At 42.3% G+C, this 14,943-nt stretch carries 9 protein-coding genes and 1 CRISPR repeat array; of the genes, 1 reads left to right on the forward strand and 8 read right to left on the reverse strand.

Annotated features, from left to right (window positions below):
• Positions 1–23 precede the first annotated feature (23 nt).
• Positions 24–1,325: a CRISPR direct-repeat array (repeat unit 36 nt; unit sequence ATCTACAAGAGTAGAAATTTTCGTAGGCGTATAGCC).
• A 183-nt stretch (positions 1,326–1,508) separates the two neighbouring features.
• Genes cas2 through cas12a form a run of 4 tightly spaced genes read right to left on the reverse strand, consistent with a single transcriptional unit; the run spans position 1,509 to position 7,121 of the window.
• Positions 1,509–1,781: a CRISPR-associated endonuclease Cas2 gene (cas2, locus tag ACJMM9_RS02145; protein WP_173465495.1), complete on the reverse strand. Its 273-nt coding sequence runs from the start codon at positions 1,779–1,781 to the stop codon at positions 1,509–1,511.
• 3 nt (positions 1,782–1,784) lie between these two features.
• On the reverse strand, positions 1,785–2,753 hold the full coding sequence (gene cas1 / locus ACJMM9_RS02150) for a type V CRISPR-associated endonuclease Cas1 (RefSeq protein ID WP_405323397.1): 969 nt from the start codon (positions 2,751–2,753) through the stop codon (positions 1,785–1,787).
• Entirely contained in the window at positions 2,740–3,306 is a 567-nt protein-coding gene (gene cas4 / locus ACJMM9_RS02155) for a type V CRISPR-associated protein Cas4 (protein WP_173465497.1), read from the reverse strand. The genes cas1 and cas4 overlap by 14 nt, the downstream gene beginning before the upstream one ends.
• A 41-nt stretch (positions 3,307–3,347) precedes the next feature.
• A complete protein-coding gene (cas12a, locus tag ACJMM9_RS02160) occupies positions 3,348–7,121 on the reverse strand; it encodes a type V CRISPR-associated protein Cas12a/Cpf1 (protein ID WP_405323400.1) in 3,774 nt (1,257 codons plus the stop codon).
• Between the two features lie 444 nt (positions 7,122–7,565).
• On the opposite strand from cas12a, the gene ACJMM9_RS02165 reads away from it, so the two are divergent.
• Positions 7,566–8,468 (forward strand): Rpn family recombination-promoting nuclease/putative transposase, encoded by a 903-nt coding sequence (locus ACJMM9_RS02165; RefSeq protein WP_088640921.1) that lies wholly within the window; start codon positions 7,566–7,568, stop codon positions 8,466–8,468.
• A 143-nt stretch (positions 8,469–8,611) separates the two neighbouring features.
• Here the strand turns inward: ACJMM9_RS02165 and ACJMM9_RS02170 are convergent, their stop codons facing one another.
• From ACJMM9_RS02170 to mnmE, 4 genes are all read right to left on the reverse strand, one after another.
• Positions 8,612–10,081, reverse strand: a complete 1,470-nt coding sequence (locus tag ACJMM9_RS02170) for a pitrilysin family protein (protein WP_173465500.1) — start codon at positions 10,079–10,081, stop codon at positions 8,612–8,614.
• 112 nt (positions 10,082–10,193) lie between these two features.
• Positions 10,194–12,386 (reverse strand): M6 family metalloprotease domain-containing protein, encoded by a 2,193-nt coding sequence (locus ACJMM9_RS02175; RefSeq protein ID WP_405323403.1) that lies wholly within the window; start codon positions 12,384–12,386, stop codon positions 10,194–10,196.
• 136 nt (positions 12,387–12,522) lie between these two features.
• Positions 12,523–13,377 carry a GRP family sugar transporter gene (locus ACJMM9_RS02180; RefSeq protein WP_254917478.1) on the reverse strand — a complete coding sequence of 285 codons (855 nt, stop codon included), beginning with the start codon at positions 13,375–13,377 and terminating at the stop codon, positions 12,523–12,525.
• Positions 13,367–14,851, reverse strand: coding sequence for a tRNA uridine-5-carboxymethylaminomethyl(34) synthesis GTPase MnmE (gene mnmE / locus ACJMM9_RS02185; RefSeq protein ID WP_405323405.1), 1,485 nt, complete (start codon positions 14,849–14,851; stop codon positions 13,367–13,369). Before mnmE ends, ACJMM9_RS02180 begins: the two co-directional genes overlap by 11 nt.
• Positions 14,852–14,943 lie beyond the last annotated feature (92 nt).

Raw genomic sequence — 14,943 nt, forward strand, 5'->3', positions numbered from 1 at the left:
TCGTTTACATGTCCGATGATGAGATCTACAAGAGTAGAAATTTTCGTAGGCGTATAGCCTTAAGGATGGTGGTTATTGGAACTCTTATCTACAAGAGTAGAAATTTTCGTAGGCGTATAGCCCAGTCTACCAAAATGCTGCCGGCGATAAATCTACAAGAGTAGAAATTTTCGTAGGCGTATAGCCACCCAATCTATCGTTTGGGGGTCGTAAATCTACAAGAGTAGAAATTTTCGTAGGCGTATAGCCGAAGCACCTTTTAGCTTACGGTCACTTGATCTACAAGAGTAGAAATTTTCGTAGGCGTATAGCCTCGTTATAATGTAGAGTCTCCCCATAAGATCTACAAGAGTAGAAATTTTCGTAGGCGTATAGCCTTTGGTGCCTAGCAGCGGGCATTATCAAATCTACAAGAGTAGAAATTTTCGTAGGCGTATAGCCAGAATGCATCTCAAGAGAGTATTACGCAATCTACAAGAGTAGAAATTTTCGTAGGCGTATAGCCCTTTGGTGCCTTGCCTGTGGCATTATATCTACAAGAGTAGAAATTTTCGTAGGCGTATAGCCCCTTATGGAAATCCTGGGACAAAATACTAATCTACAAGAGTAGAAATTTTCGTAGGCGTATAGCCCTGGCGAACGGGGTAAAGGGTGCGTAAATCTACAAGAGTAGAAATTTTCGTAGGCGTATAGCCGGTTCGCCGAGCAAAACCGGAAGAAGAATCTACAAGAGTAGAAATTTTCGTAGGCGTATAGCCCGAGGCCAGAAACCTTACACCAAGATTATCTACAAGAGTAGAAATTTTCGTAGGCGTATAGCCACCCATGACCACCAAGAGGACACCCGTATCTACAAGAGTAGAAATTTTCGTAGGCGTATAGCCAACGGATGTACTATTATCTTTGTCTCGATCTACAAGAGTAGAAATTTTCGTAGGCGTATAGCCTCGTGCGGCTTATATGCGCCTTCAGGAATCTACAAGAGTAGAAATTTTCGTAGGCGTATAGCCACTCTTGCAATTTATATTGAAATTATGGATCTACAAGAGTAGAAATTTTCGTAGGCGTATAGCCACAAAAAGGAACAATTTCGCATCTGTATCTACAAGAGTAGAAATTTTCGTAGGCGTATAGCCGAACCGCAACAGAAATGTAGATTATGCATCTACAAGAGTAGAAATTTTCGTAGGCGTATAGCCTTCGGAACCAGATTTAAAACATAAACTATCTACAAGAGTAGAAATTTTCGTAGGCGTATAGCCTCTTCACCGACTCCGAAGGCGGCAATAATCTACAAGAGTAGAAATTTTCGTAGGCGTATAGCCTCTATATTTTTAAAATAGCTTTTTCCCAGTTATTTTTCAAGGAAAAAAGGCTTTTCTCACAATCTTCCGTAGCATGCTAAACAAAAAAGCACGTACTCAAAATCAAAGTACAACTCATTGTCTCTTGGTTATTTACGTAAAAAAGGCCAAAATTCTTATAAAAAATAAACACTTAGGTTTGCGCTAGAATATCAGCAAATCCTGATCACGATGAATCGCATTGCCATATTTAACAGTCTTTTCTGGATCTATATCAAATATCATAACACTGTCATCTGCTGAAAATTCCTTCTTAAAAATCGTTTCTATCTGCATTTTTAAAACATCTTGAAACCTTTTGGTATGACAAACTTCATATACTGAATACTGCAATCTAATAGCACCATTGGATTGTAGCATTTTAGAAAAGGCATTGCGGAGTTTATCATCTTTTATATCATAACTTATTAGCAGCATAATTCACTCCAATAAATAAGGTTCCATCAACTCAGCATCGTCTCTCATAAAAGCGCGATAAAAAGAACGAACATACGAGAACACCTCATTCTTATGCGCAACCAAATCCTGAATAAACAGCGCAGAATATTCAGCATACTTTTCAAACTTTAGGAGATACTCCCCTTTAACAACATTAAAATCGCCATCTTTTATCTGTTTTAGATTTAAAGCCTTACGAACTCTAATATCAATTAAACAGCGAAAAGGTTCCATTATATCACAAACCAACGATTTTCGTTTAAACCAAAGGCAATGATACACTCCAACATACGGATCAAATCCAAATAATCTTAAAAAGACTTCTATGTAATTGAATAAAATTGTATAACCGATATCAAGAGTTGCGTTTATCATATCGTTTTTTGCGCGAGGCAATCTGGCGACCCAATTGTAATTTTCAAAATAGGACTCAAAAAACTTTTTGGAGACATATCCCTCCATTCCCATCAGAACATCATATTCAGTAACATCAGCTAGTTTTTCCAGAACATCAAAGCATATCTGTTTAGCCTCACTCAAAAGGCCACCTTTTTCTCTAATCTTACTTAAAGCCGATTCTTGGTTCAAAATTTTATTACGAACAATTTGCTTTGCATAAGAAATATTTTCTTTTTCGAATAAATACTGCTTTTTATGGAGAATAAAATTTGCTTCAGCATGATTTGCCCAAAAGAATACAGGGCGCAAATTTGATTTCATCACAACAAGAGCTACATCAAACTTTTTGCACTTTTCAAGCAACGGAGTCGTAATAGAAATCGGCCCGATTATAAAGAGCGCTAATATTTTTTGAAAAGGAAACTTAGTCAGTGTTTTCCTCTCTGTAGCCTCCTCTAAAAGAAGTTCTCCTGAAGAGACCCTTAAATTTCGCTCCTTTATACAATTAATGACAAATATACTGCGACACTCAATATCTTTATGTGTAAACATTGCTCACCTCCGTTTTATCACAAAGATTATTGTATATACAGTGCATGCACTTACTTTTTATAATATCAATTTTTTTTGACGGATCATACATTCTAAATTGAATTAAAAAATCTTCAAATTTCTTGAATTCCTCCTCATTTGGGAGTTCTACAGGAATCATTTTATTTGTAGAAATTTCATAAAAAGCAAGTTTTTCTACTTGATAACCCATCTCTTTTAAACACAAATACTGAGCCCATAACTGATAAATCTGCCCCTGAAAAATCTGTTTGATTTGATATTTTCGCTCAATTAAAAGGTGTTCCTTATTTTTCAGCAAATCAATTTTACCAATCAAACCATATTTTTCACTAAAAACTGGAAGTGACGTGATATCATCCTTTCGAGTACTATACGTCTTCTTGTCTATTCCTTCATGAGCAATTTTCCCTCTAACTTGTGGTGTTGCATAGTATATGGATTCATCTGTCTCCATATAAACATTATGGAGATATATGGAATAAGGACAGAAGATGAAATCGTTCAATGTAGATATAAGTATGTAGTTATCCATATACAAAAATCCCGGAGTTCTTGTCTCCGGGATCCCCTTAATTATTTATTCCGAGACTGTACAAATTCAAACCATTTTTCATGAGGTATCTTTAGTTTCTCGTCAGTTTCTGATATATGCTGTAACAGGAACAATCCTTTCAGAGCTATGTGGAATGCTCCATTTGCGTCGGCGTCTTTAGGTAGTTTATCACCCGCCTCGTTGCTATTGAAAAATACTCCATTCTTGTTTTTTACTGGAGAAAGAATATAGTCGTCACCAGTTTCGGAATTACTATTTCTCATTTGCAATGTTTTTTCAAAAGCGTAACAGATAGAATCGAATAAACGGGCGTTTTCACGAGTGGGTTCAATTTTTTCAATTTCAGCTAATACATTTAATTGATCAACACATTGAATACCCTGTTTTTCCAAGGCTTCCTGTATTATCGTTGTCGGTTCAATTATGTTATGTTTTTTTGATTCTCGGTCATAGACAATTCTTTCCCCATTGGTAAAGACGGTCCATATCTTTTGATAATCCGTTTGAAATACTTTGAATTTACTGTAATCAAAAGTAAAAGCAAAGGAATTCGTTTCGGAATTGAATGTGATGTCATCTAAGGTTGTTAAGAAATCTTTTTTCTTTTCTGCGTTTGTCAAGTCTCTAAAATTGAAGAGATTTACAAAACCAGTGGTTGGGTCAATTTTAGAGGTGTATGCGGCCGGAACATAGAAGAGAAAACCATTCTGCTTTCCAATATCTTTGAAACTTGTAAATTTCTGCGTAAGCTGATATCCTTTAAGTATTCCACCATACTCAGAATCAGCACAATCTTTGAAAACTAGATAATTGAGCTTATCTATGAGCATTTTCTCAAACTTTTGATATACTTGCTTTTCGACGCAGAATCGTCCACGTTTAAATCCAAAATTCAAGTCTTCAAGTACAATGATGGCGTTATTTTCAATCATTGTTTTAGCAATTTCATGGATAACAAGACTGAGATAGCCTTCTTTGAGTTCCTTGATCTTTCCTATGCTTTGCCAACTTCTTCTTGCGGCATCGCGTTCTTGTTCACGGATGGATAGTTTTTCATGGTAATTTGTATTACCAACAAGATTAAAACTCTTTTGTGCTAGAATTTCTCCTTTCTGGTTGATAAGAGTCATGTAAATCAAGTTGCGTTCACCACGATCTATTCCAATGATATTGACGTCAGAATTGTTCTTTAAGAAATCCTTTACTTGGTCGTTTATATACCTACTGCCATCATCGGCTTTGAAATTAATCGTTATTGGTACATGAAATTCAAACTTGTCTTCGGTGTAGCGCTTGTCTTTAATGATTTCGTGCTTTACATCTTTGACTGTCACAAAATCAAGATATTTTTTTGCTTCATCACTCAAAGATGTTTTTGACGAATTGTTGAAATAACGGAAAAGTTCTCCAAATATTGCATCGGGAATTGGTCTACCATCTTTTGTGATTCGGTTCACCATCTTTTCACCGATTTTGTGAGAGTATGGTTTCTTGATGCTGGAGCGACGGTAGAATAGTTCTGCTCTACCATTTAATTTAAATACAATATCCTTTAGATTCTCGAGAGAGAAAGTCGCTTTCCAATATAGTGTGTGTAAATTGGGCTTGCCTTTTGCCCCTGGAGCGAAATCTTTGTTATAGATTTGGAACAAGAATAGCTTTCCTTCGTTGACCCATGTATCGATTTGTGAATCGGGAATGGGGAAGAATGAAAGTTTATAGCCTTGATCAGATACTTCATTATAAAAAGCACTAATGTCTTCATAGGAACTTGTTTCTGAGAATTTAAAGTTGAAATTTTTCCAGTCTGGATGGTTAGAAATGCCTTCCTTAAAAAAGTCTATTAATTGATGGCAGAATTGTTTGTCAAAAGAATCTCCTTTTTTATGTTTTCCTGCTGCATATCCGTCCTGTATTTCTTTGGACGGTTTATAAATTTCTTTTCCTTTAGCAGAGAAGAATACTTTAGGAAGCATTTTGTTTGGGCCAGGAAGAAGCTTATAAACCATTTTGTCGTAATGTGGTTCTTCAGGCTTAACCTTGTAGAGGCCAATTTTAGGCTTATCCTTGGCATTCATTATTCCTAAATAAAATTTTTCATTTTTCTTAAGAATTATGGAAGTATTTGCTTCTTCTTTATTTTGATCCCAACCATCTGCAAGTGTAGGATTTTCAAAATTCAACTTAAATTTTTTCGTTGAATCAGATATCTTTTGTGTTATATAATTTCTAGTCTTATTGTAAAGAGGAATGATGCTAGAAAGCTGATCATAGAGTGGGTTCAATTCGTTATAAAAAGAAGGCTCTCCTTGGTCAGAATCCATCATTAAAGGCTTTACTAAATGAAGAATATTGACAATAGCATCTAGAAAATCCTTGAGTTTCTGAACATCGGCCTCGTTTTCTCTTAAGGCTTTGTTGCTGTAGTCTGCGGCAAGAAATTCTTCGTAGTTTTTCTTTATTTCTCCAGAAAGGACACTATTTGCCTGAGATGTATAATCAGTCCAAAAATCACAGATGTTTGCGTCAGACTCGTTAAACTTGAGAACTTCATTCAATTCTTCAATTGAGAAGTAGTCTTCCTTTAATTTAGCATCAATTCTCTTTTTGTTGCTCGCTTTTTCGACAGATCCAATTTTATTTTCCCAATAATTAAATAAGTAGTTGTTTAGCGTGTTCCAGTTATCAAATAATTTCTGTGAAATGGAGGATAAAGAATCCCTAGAGACAAAAAATTTGTTCAAGGAATCGTAATTTTTTAAACCTAAAATCAATTCCCCTATTTTTTCTAAGACATTGATTTCGTTTCCATCCATGTCGCATCGAAGAAGATGGTGTTCAAAGAATTCCTTGACGCCATCCTGAACATCGGTGTCTTTGTTAAATGATTCCAAAACAAAAGACATCGATTCTCTGTCGCTTAATATTTGTTTATATAGCGGAATCATTTTTGTTGCAATATGTTTTTTCGCAAATTCTGGATTTTGCTGACGGTACAAATTTGCAAATTCGTTTATGCCTCGGACCTTTGTTCCGTTAGGAGTCGTGTAGCCACCAATAACTTGGTTGAAGAAATCTATACCATCTTGTGAGATTACGTTGTTGAAGTAATTGATGTTAAAGACGTCGATCAACTTTTGGCTTTTCAATAACTCTTGAAGTTCTTTTTCGGCATCATCAAGAACGCAAGGACAGTTTTCTTTTATGTTTTGGAAAACCTGAATGCTTGATAAAAATTTGGGAAAATTGTCGTGAACAATGCGAAAAGGAACTCCCGTGCTAATGGCGTCACTTGAATAAATATTCTCTCTATTCTCTTGGAATCCTTTGAAATATGTTGAAAATTTTGCGAAAGCCTCAATGGCCTCCTGTTTTCCGTTATGTTCAGGCAAAATCTTTTCGAATAGTTCCTTAGGAGTTGCAGCGGTTAATTCCTTAAAATGCTTATGTTCGGACAACTTCTTAGCGATTTCTTTCCGAAAAGATTCCTGCGTTTTTTCAAGATTCTTTTTGGCTGGTGCATTGCGGTTCGTTAAATAATCTTCAAAAGCCTTTTGTAAAGGATTCCAATCAAGATTTACGCCTTCGAGGGCTTCGCCAATAAAATATTTGTGGTATTGGTCAATGATTTGCTTTGCTTCGACATATTTTAAAGATTTAGCTTCATCCTGTTCGATAATGCCCTTATTTTGGACATTTTCTAAAGTTTTACCAATAGGCTTTAATTCAAAGCGAAGAGTCTTAGAAACTGGGTAAAGTCCAATAAATTGTGAAAAGCTTGTATTTTGATTCATTTTTGTCCCTATATTTTATCCATTTTTAATATAACATCTTTGCACGACAAATACTGACATTTTGAAATTTATTTGAAAAAAAATTTTTATTTCTCTTGCGTTTTAGTACACATTTGTGTATATTATTTATGAGTAACTAATCCGCATACGTGTAGGCAAGTTAAACTCTCTGCTTGACGGTCGTGACGACATTTATCAAAAATGGACGTCGCAGGGTACCTGGGAAAGAGCTTCCCGGCCGAACTCAGATAAAGTCTGAATCAACGTAGGGCACCACGTCCGTATAGGAGACGGACGAACATTTCGATGAATCGGCGCAGCATTTGCTGCTTGTATCAACACGACGTTCACTGCATATTTTTGCAATGCGTTGCAAATTCATCGCGATAGGTCCCTACGATACATTTTCAAAAATCAAGGGATCGTCGCGAAAAGGCGTTTAATATGGAACAAAACAATCCAGATTCCTTGTCTGAATATTTCATCAAACCAGGCGAAACAAGCCCGTTTACAGACCTTCTAATTGATCCTGCTTTCAAGCAGGCTTTTGACCCGGACAAACCAGATTCTAAAACAAACCTCATCAACCTATTAAACGATATTTTAGGGCCACAGCTTCCCCACCCTATTACAGACGTCCGCAGACGTGGTTCGGAGCAAAACGCGACTGGCAGTAAGGAATCAAAGACTACATTTTTTGATTTGCACTGCACCGACGATTCCGGAAAACTCATTGAAATTGAAGTTCAAATTCGTCCTTTCACAAACTTTATGAAAAGACTCGCTTTTTACGCAGGACAGATGGTCGTATCGCAAGGCTATCCCGGATGGAAATACGAGGTCAAGCCGACTTACATCATGGCAATCGCTCAACATAGACTGTTTGAGGATGATCGCATTATTCACCGAAGCTCCATTTGCGACCTTAAGACAGGCGAAATAATGATGGACAGTTACAACTTCACCATCATTGAAATTCCAAAGATTTATAGAGAAATAGACTTAAAACAAAACGAAAACCAATGGTTATTCGCACTTAGATACTCAAGTTTACTGAAAGAACTTCCTCCTCCTCTCCAAAACAAAAAATTCAAGCACTTGACTTCGGTCTCTCAAATATCTAATTTGAAGGGAGACAAACTTGAGGAGTATCTTATGATGAAGAACGCCAGATGGGATAACGAGGTTGTGCTGGACTACATTGAACAGCACGATTCAGATGCGTTCAAAAAACACGATGAGAAAGTGTTGAAAGAAAAAGCAAAATTGCAAAAAAGCAAAGGTGTTTCAATAGATATCATTGCTGATACATTCGGTCTCACCAAAGAAGAAATCGAAGCTTTGTAAGGAGATTCCCGGTCAAGCCGGGAATGACATGCAAGGGTATCAAGCGAGAGGTCACTTGTAGACTCGCATTTGATATCCGCAGCAGTCATGTTTCGAAGAGAGTATGACAATACAAAAAAGCGACGCATTAGCGTCGCTCATTTTTATTCTTTCACGAGGAATCCGGCAATGGACTTTTCGCGGACAAATGTTTTCTTTGCGACGTTTTGCACGTCGGCGACATTTACCTTATCCAAATTATCAGCCCAGTTGAGGAAGATGCGGTAATCGCCATAGACTTCGTACCAGCCGAGCATGGTCGCGACATTTTCCATATCGGTCAAGCTACGGACGAGTCCTGCATAAGCGCGGTTCTTGACTTTCTGGAATTCGCGTTCGCTGACCTGCTGCGATTTCAACTTTTCAAGTTCTTCCCAGACGATTTTTTCGACCTTCTCGCGATTGGCATCGGGGCGCAGATTCACGCGGACAGAAAACTCGGAGATGTACTTGTTCGGGCTGTTGCTTGCGCTCACGCCAACGGCGATTTTTTCTTCTTCGACAAGGCGCTTGTAGAGGCGGCCGGAACGTCCGTTCAACACGCCTTCGGCAATGTCAAGTGCGTAGAGGGTGCTGTCGCCCACGGCAGGAGTCTTGAAGACGAGCGTGTAAAGGTTCGGGGCATCCTTGCGCTTGACAGTCAAACGCTTTTCGCCAGCCTGTTCGGGGTCACGCACGGTAAGCGGAGGGAATGCTTCGCCGGCCGGGATCGGTGCAAAATACTTCTTGACAAGCTTCATCGTTTCAAGCGTGTCCAAATCGCCTGCCATCACGAGAATTGCATTGCGCGGTTTGTAATACTTGCGGTAATGCTCTTCGGCCTGTTCGCGTGTCAAATTTTCGATATCGCTTGGCCAGCCGATGGTCGGCACACGATACGGGAACGCTTCGTAAATCATGGAATTCAGCGTTTCGTAAAAGCGGCCCGTCGGGCGGTCATCGTAGCGCATACGGCGTTCTTCACGGACAACAGAGCGTTCCGAATAGAACTCGCGCAACACGGCATTCTGCATGCGGTCCGATTCTAGCCACATGAAGAGTTCCGTTTTGTTCTTGGGGAGCGTTACGGTGTAAGCCGTGACCAAGTCGCTCGTAAAGGCATTGAGACCTGTTCCGCCAGCAGCCTGGTAGGCGCCCCACAGTTCATCCTTGATGAAAATCTTGCGGTGCTCATTCAGCACGGAATCGTGTTCTACAGTCAGCTCTTTCACGCGGGCGGTATCGTCAGCAAGTCTTGCCGAGCGGATCAAAGCCTGCAAGGAATCCTGGGTTGCCATGAACCTGACATCGGCAACGCTATCGGAGATGCCGACCTTCTTTGTGCCCTTGAAGAGTTCATGTTCCAGAATATGCGCAAGTCCAGACTTGCCGGGAACTTCGTGGACGGAGCCGGTCACGTAAAACAGGCGGAAGCTCACTGTCGGAGCCTGCTTGTTCGGGTACAAAAGTACGGTAAGCCCGTTATCAAGGACTTCCTTATGCACGGGCAAGTTTACTGCGGCCCTAGACGTCCCCGTCAAAAGTGCCGGGACAAGCGCGCAGCTCATAGCAATTCTAGCGAAAAGTTTTTTCATGTTAGACAATTTAGATATTTTCTAAAAAAGGAAATTCCCGCTCGGAGGCGGGAATGACATTTTACCATGGCGAGGATGACATATTGTAAAAAAGGGGCTTTCGCCCCAGTTTCTAGTTCATTCGAACTTTGTACGATTTTATTATCCGTCCTTCGTTTTCAACCGTCGCGATGACAAACGATTTTCCGCGAATTTCGCCCAAACGAATTTCACAGGATTCGCCATAGAACATTTCCGTTTTAAGGAGCGTTCCGTTGGCATCGAAAAGGTTGACCGTCTTACGGCCTGCAATCTTGGAATGCACCATCAAAACGCCATCCATTACAGAGATGCGGACATTCGGCATGGTCGAATTCTTTTTATCCAAGGCAATAGTACCCTTCGAAGAGCTAGATTTTGAGCTTTCCAAAATCGAGGATGCATCTGAAGAACTGCTTGCCGCTTCAGATGAACTTGAAGCGACCTCGGCAATAGAGGAGTTCTTTTCAGAAAGACTTGAGGACGATGCAATTTGGCTTGAAGACGAAACAATCCGGCTTGACGACGAAGCGATCCGGCTTGACGACGAAACATTTTTACTCGACGACGAGGCAGCAACACTCGAAGAAGAAACCTTTGCCGAACTAGAAGAAACGGTCTCACGCGGGGTACGATTCCCCCTGGTTTTAAATTCGGCATGGTCATCAACAATCTTGATATCATAAATTTCAAGACCGAGGCTATCGCCGCTCCAGGTCACAAAGCCATTAAAGCTATTGACACGATTCGTCGGGAAAGCATCTCCAGATACAGAATACATATCGGCCTTGCCATCGGCTTCGATCAAATCCACCTTCATCGGGTCCGATGTGTTGACTTCATTATACGTCCATGAATACCGGTCATAGTTTATATGCCAAATCAAGACACCCTTATTGGGAAGTCCCTTGTCAAAGCCAGTCAGCAACCGGAAATCGACAAAATAATATTCATTATCTTTTTTAGATGTCAGCACAAGTCCGTCGTTTTCCTGAATCGACTTTAGAACAAATGTCGTATCCGAGACTTCTAGGTACCTTGGATCAAGCCAGCCCAAGCTAAAGCGTTCAAACGAGGACATGTTTGCGGGAGAGCAAGACGTCGTATACGATCTGTTTTGCGGGCAGTTGTATGACCCGGCATCCATCAGGTCCCATTGACCAGGCGTGTAACGGACCTTCGTTCTCGTGTCGTTGACCTGCACATCGTAATGGTCCTGGAGTCCAAGCACATGGCTAAACTCATGGCAGAACGTCCCGATGCCATTCAATGCGGTCGTATTTCTATTATACATATACGACTGGCCATCAAGTTCTGGAGAGCAAGCGTAACGGTTCATCGACATGTTACGCGTAAGACGCTTTGCAACATTGTATGAATGGGGCCAAATCGCAGATTGCACATCTGTATCCGCAGAGCCGACACCGGCATAGATCATATAGACAAAGTCAACAACCCGATCACCATCGCTATCGTAAGGCGAAAAATCTACATTGCTCGCAACAAGCGAGTCCATCGCTTCGCTAACGGCCTTGACGGCACCAGCGGCAATGTTATTCGGATTCACTTGAGAGCCGTACGAATCGCGAGTTCCTTTCAGAGTAATCGGCCCAGCAACATCAAATGTCGGCTGATACTTACCGTTGGAATTTGAAATAAAGAAATCCCTCACGCTACCGCTCATATAGAAATTGGAATATCCCTCCTGATTGAGGTAATTCAAATATTCTTCGGCGGCATTATCCCGCTTGAACTTGACATCGCTAAATTGGACCAGAACAACAAGGCCACGAACTTCGCCCTCTTTTCGGACAGAATTCAGCGCCGGACGTGTCGGGACACCAGTACTTTGGGTCGTTTCACCCCTGCCGCCCCATCCCCACTCATTCGCCATCTGGGGAGTTCCCGTAGAAGACTGGAGCATCATGGGACCCAATGATGAATCCGCCTGCTGTTCCTGGAGCTTTTTCAAGCGATTTTCGCGGAATTTTTCCAGAATTTGGCGGGAATTGCGTTTTTTGAGGAAGTTTTTCTCTTTTGCACCACGTTTGGACTTGGCATGAACCCTCATACCCGTCTTTTTGCCATGTTCGTCGGCATAGTTCCAATAACCGGCGGAATCACGAACCACAAGCACACTATCTTCACCAGTCAGCGTGTAATTAAAGTGTTCGTTTCCGACCTTCCGAATCTGCACGACAGAACCATCCGGCTGCGTCGAATTGATTAAAAACGGCGCTGCTTTAACGGCCCACACGGATACGGAACCGACTAAAGACCCAATCAATATGCACTTCCACCAACTCATGCTATAAACATATATTCAGAATCGGGGATGTGCAAAAAAGCAATGTGTTTTTTACATGTTTTCCGTTGACAGAACGCCAACGGCATTAGCAACCGCTACAAAAAGTTACAGCACTTTACATTTTCGACAGTGCAAGCAAGGCTCCGCCACAAAGAATAACAAAAACCGCTATAGCGAGCTTAATCCGTTCCGGCTTGGTCGGATATTCGTGAAAAACCACTACACCCCAGAGCAGGTTCACCAAAAGATTCAATTGCGTAAGCGGGTAGCCAACGGCGTAACCCAAAGCGCCATTCGAATCGATAGCCCAGAAGCAGCCATGCTGTCCGATGACCCAGAGGACACCCATAAACATGGACGTCACAGACGGAGCAACGCCATATTCAAAAAGTGCACGTCGCTTTATACTCAAAATTGCAACCAAAAGCTCTGCGGATACAAAAATGCCCAAGGCAAACGAACCCATAAATTCAAGTATAGGGACTTCGGCAAACTTGTAGGGGATGAGGAACAGCCCAAAGATGAGACCGCCCAGAAGGGAGCGCCAATTTCTAAAAATGTTCCCTTGCGGAGGGGCAAGTCGGCTCAAGCCGAAAAGCAAAAGGATTATCGCCGGGATCGAAAAATAAAGCAGCGTGGATTCCGAGAATACAAGTACACCGCTCACAAACGAAGCGAGGATGCTCACGCCCATCGAGCGGACTCCAGCACCTGTCAAGTCCTGTTCGGCCTTGACCGCCCAGAAGCAGAATGCGCCCGCAATCACCCAAAGGAAACCGCAAAGGATGCCTACCGGCAAAAAGCGGAACGAGTCCGTCGCAAACGAAATGCAAAGTTGCCCGATGAACATGCCCAAGGCCATGCAGGAGAGGTACGCCCACGACGAGAACTTGGACCAGGCCTTGAGAGGGACCATATATGTGCCGAACGCAAAGACGGCAAGAACGAGACCAACGTAACTATTTCCCAATGCAGAACCCCGCAAATATTTGTTGTAAAACGTCTTCAGACGAGATTTCGCCCGTTATGCTCTGGAGCGAACGGCGCACCAGCTGCATTTCAAAAGCCAAAAGTTCCACCGCCGGATTCGTGCGGATAAGGTTCAATGCACGGTCGATGCCCGCAAGGGCCTCTTCGAGGCAGGTCTTTTCGCGCTCGCTTGTAATCCAGAGGTCTTCGGAATTTTCAGTTTTCTTGAAAAGGGTGGCATTCATGGCGCGTTTGAGATCAGCAAGGCCCTCGCCTGTTTTGGAGGAAATGTGAAGGCAAGATTCACTGGATCCTTCGCTTTGCTCAGGATGACAAGATGCGCAGCTCTCGTCTCTCGTCTCTCGTCTCTCGTCTAATAAATCGCTCTTCGAGATGACGACAAAATCCGGATGGATTGCTTCGTCACTTACGTTCCTCGCAATGACGTTTTCCTTTTCAACGCCATTCTCAGGATGACAAGATGCGCAGCTCTCGTCTCTCGTCTCTCGTCTCTCGTCTAGGCTTCCGTCCACGACGAGAATCTTCATGTCAGCTTCGGCGAGGATTTCCTTGCTCTTTTCCATGCTAAGCGCATCGAGAGCGTCGGTCGCCTTGTCCGCGATACCGGCGGTATCGACAAGGCGGATTTCTCCCCCGTCCAGGAACAAGCGGACTTCGACAAAGTCGCGGGTCGTGCCGGGGATATTGCTCACGAGGATTCGGTCTTCGCCAAGGAGCGCATTCACGAGGCTCGACTTGCCCGCATTCGGAGCGCCGTACAAAACAGCAAGCGGCAAACGGCTGACCGCCGCCTTGCCCTTAAAACTTTTCAAAATAGATTCTACGCTTTCGCGAATCGCAGAGATTTTCACGCCCCAAGTCGCATAATCCGGGTCGGCTTCTTCTTCGGAGAAATCGACATCCAGTTCGAGGCGGGCCGAGATATCCATGACTTGCTCCGTGAGCGTCTTTACTTTTTTCGAGAGCGCACCGCCAAGCAATCGATGGGCGTTCCTGAGTTCGTCACGGTTAGCGCTGTGAATCACATCGGCGACAGATTCCGCCTGCACCAAGTCCATGCGACCGTTCAAAAAAGCACGGCGCGTGTATTCGCCCGGTTCTGCCAAGCGCACACCCTCGACACTTTTGATGACCTGAATGAGTTCGCGGACGATAATCGGGTTACCATGCGGGTAAAGTTCCAGCACGTCTTCGCCGGTATAGGAATTCGGACCTTCGAAAAAGATGTAGAGGAGGCTATCGATGACTTGCGCCGTTTTGCGGTCATCGCCAACCATTGTACGATAGTCACGAGCCGTCGCAAGCTTTGCTTCGCGAGGCTTCAAATTCTTGAACGCCGATTCGCCGAACAAGAGGCGCACCACTTCGCGCACCTTCGAGCCACTCACGCGGATGGCGGCAACGGCACTCACGCCCGCAGGCGTCATCGGAGCAACAATCGTCTGAGAATCCATGAAGAGAAAGATAGTAATTAGCAGTTAGTCATTAGTTATTAGCCATTAGATAATAATCGCGATTTTACCGCAGTTGGCTGAACTTAGAATTC

Origin of the sequence: Fibrobacter sp. (genome assembly GCF_045112255.1) — a bacterium.
Taxonomy (GTDB): Bacteria; Fibrobacterota; Fibrobacteria; order Fibrobacterales; family Fibrobacteraceae; genus Fibrobacter.

What these genes read in the sequence shown, in the direction of transcription:
- ACJMM9_RS02170 (WP_173465500.1), bottom strand. Translation starts at nt 10,081, where the DNA reads ATGAAAAAACTTTTCGCTAGAATTGCTATGAGCTGCGCGCTTGTCCCG.
- cas2 (WP_173465495.1), bottom strand. Translation starts at nt 1,781, where the DNA reads ATGCTGCTAATAAGTTATGATATAAAAGATGATAAACTCCGCAATGCC.
- ACJMM9_RS02165 (WP_088640921.1), top strand. Translation starts at nt 7,566, where the DNA reads ATGGAACAAAACAATCCAGATTCCTTGTCTGAATATTTCATCAAACCA.
- cas12a (WP_405323400.1), bottom strand. Translation starts at nt 7,121, where the DNA reads ATGAATCAAAATACAAGCTTTTCACAATTTATTGGACTTTACCCAGTT.
- cas1 (WP_405323397.1), bottom strand. Translation starts at nt 2,753, where the DNA reads ATGTTTACACATAAAGATATTGAGTGTCGCAGTATATTTGTCATTAAT.
- mnmE (WP_405323405.1), bottom strand. Translation starts at nt 14,851, where the DNA reads ATGGATTCTCAGACGATTGTTGCTCCGATGACGCCTGCGGGCGTGAGT.
- cas4 (WP_173465497.1), bottom strand. Translation starts at nt 3,306, where the DNA reads ATGGATAACTACATACTTATATCTACATTGAACGATTTCATCTTCTGT.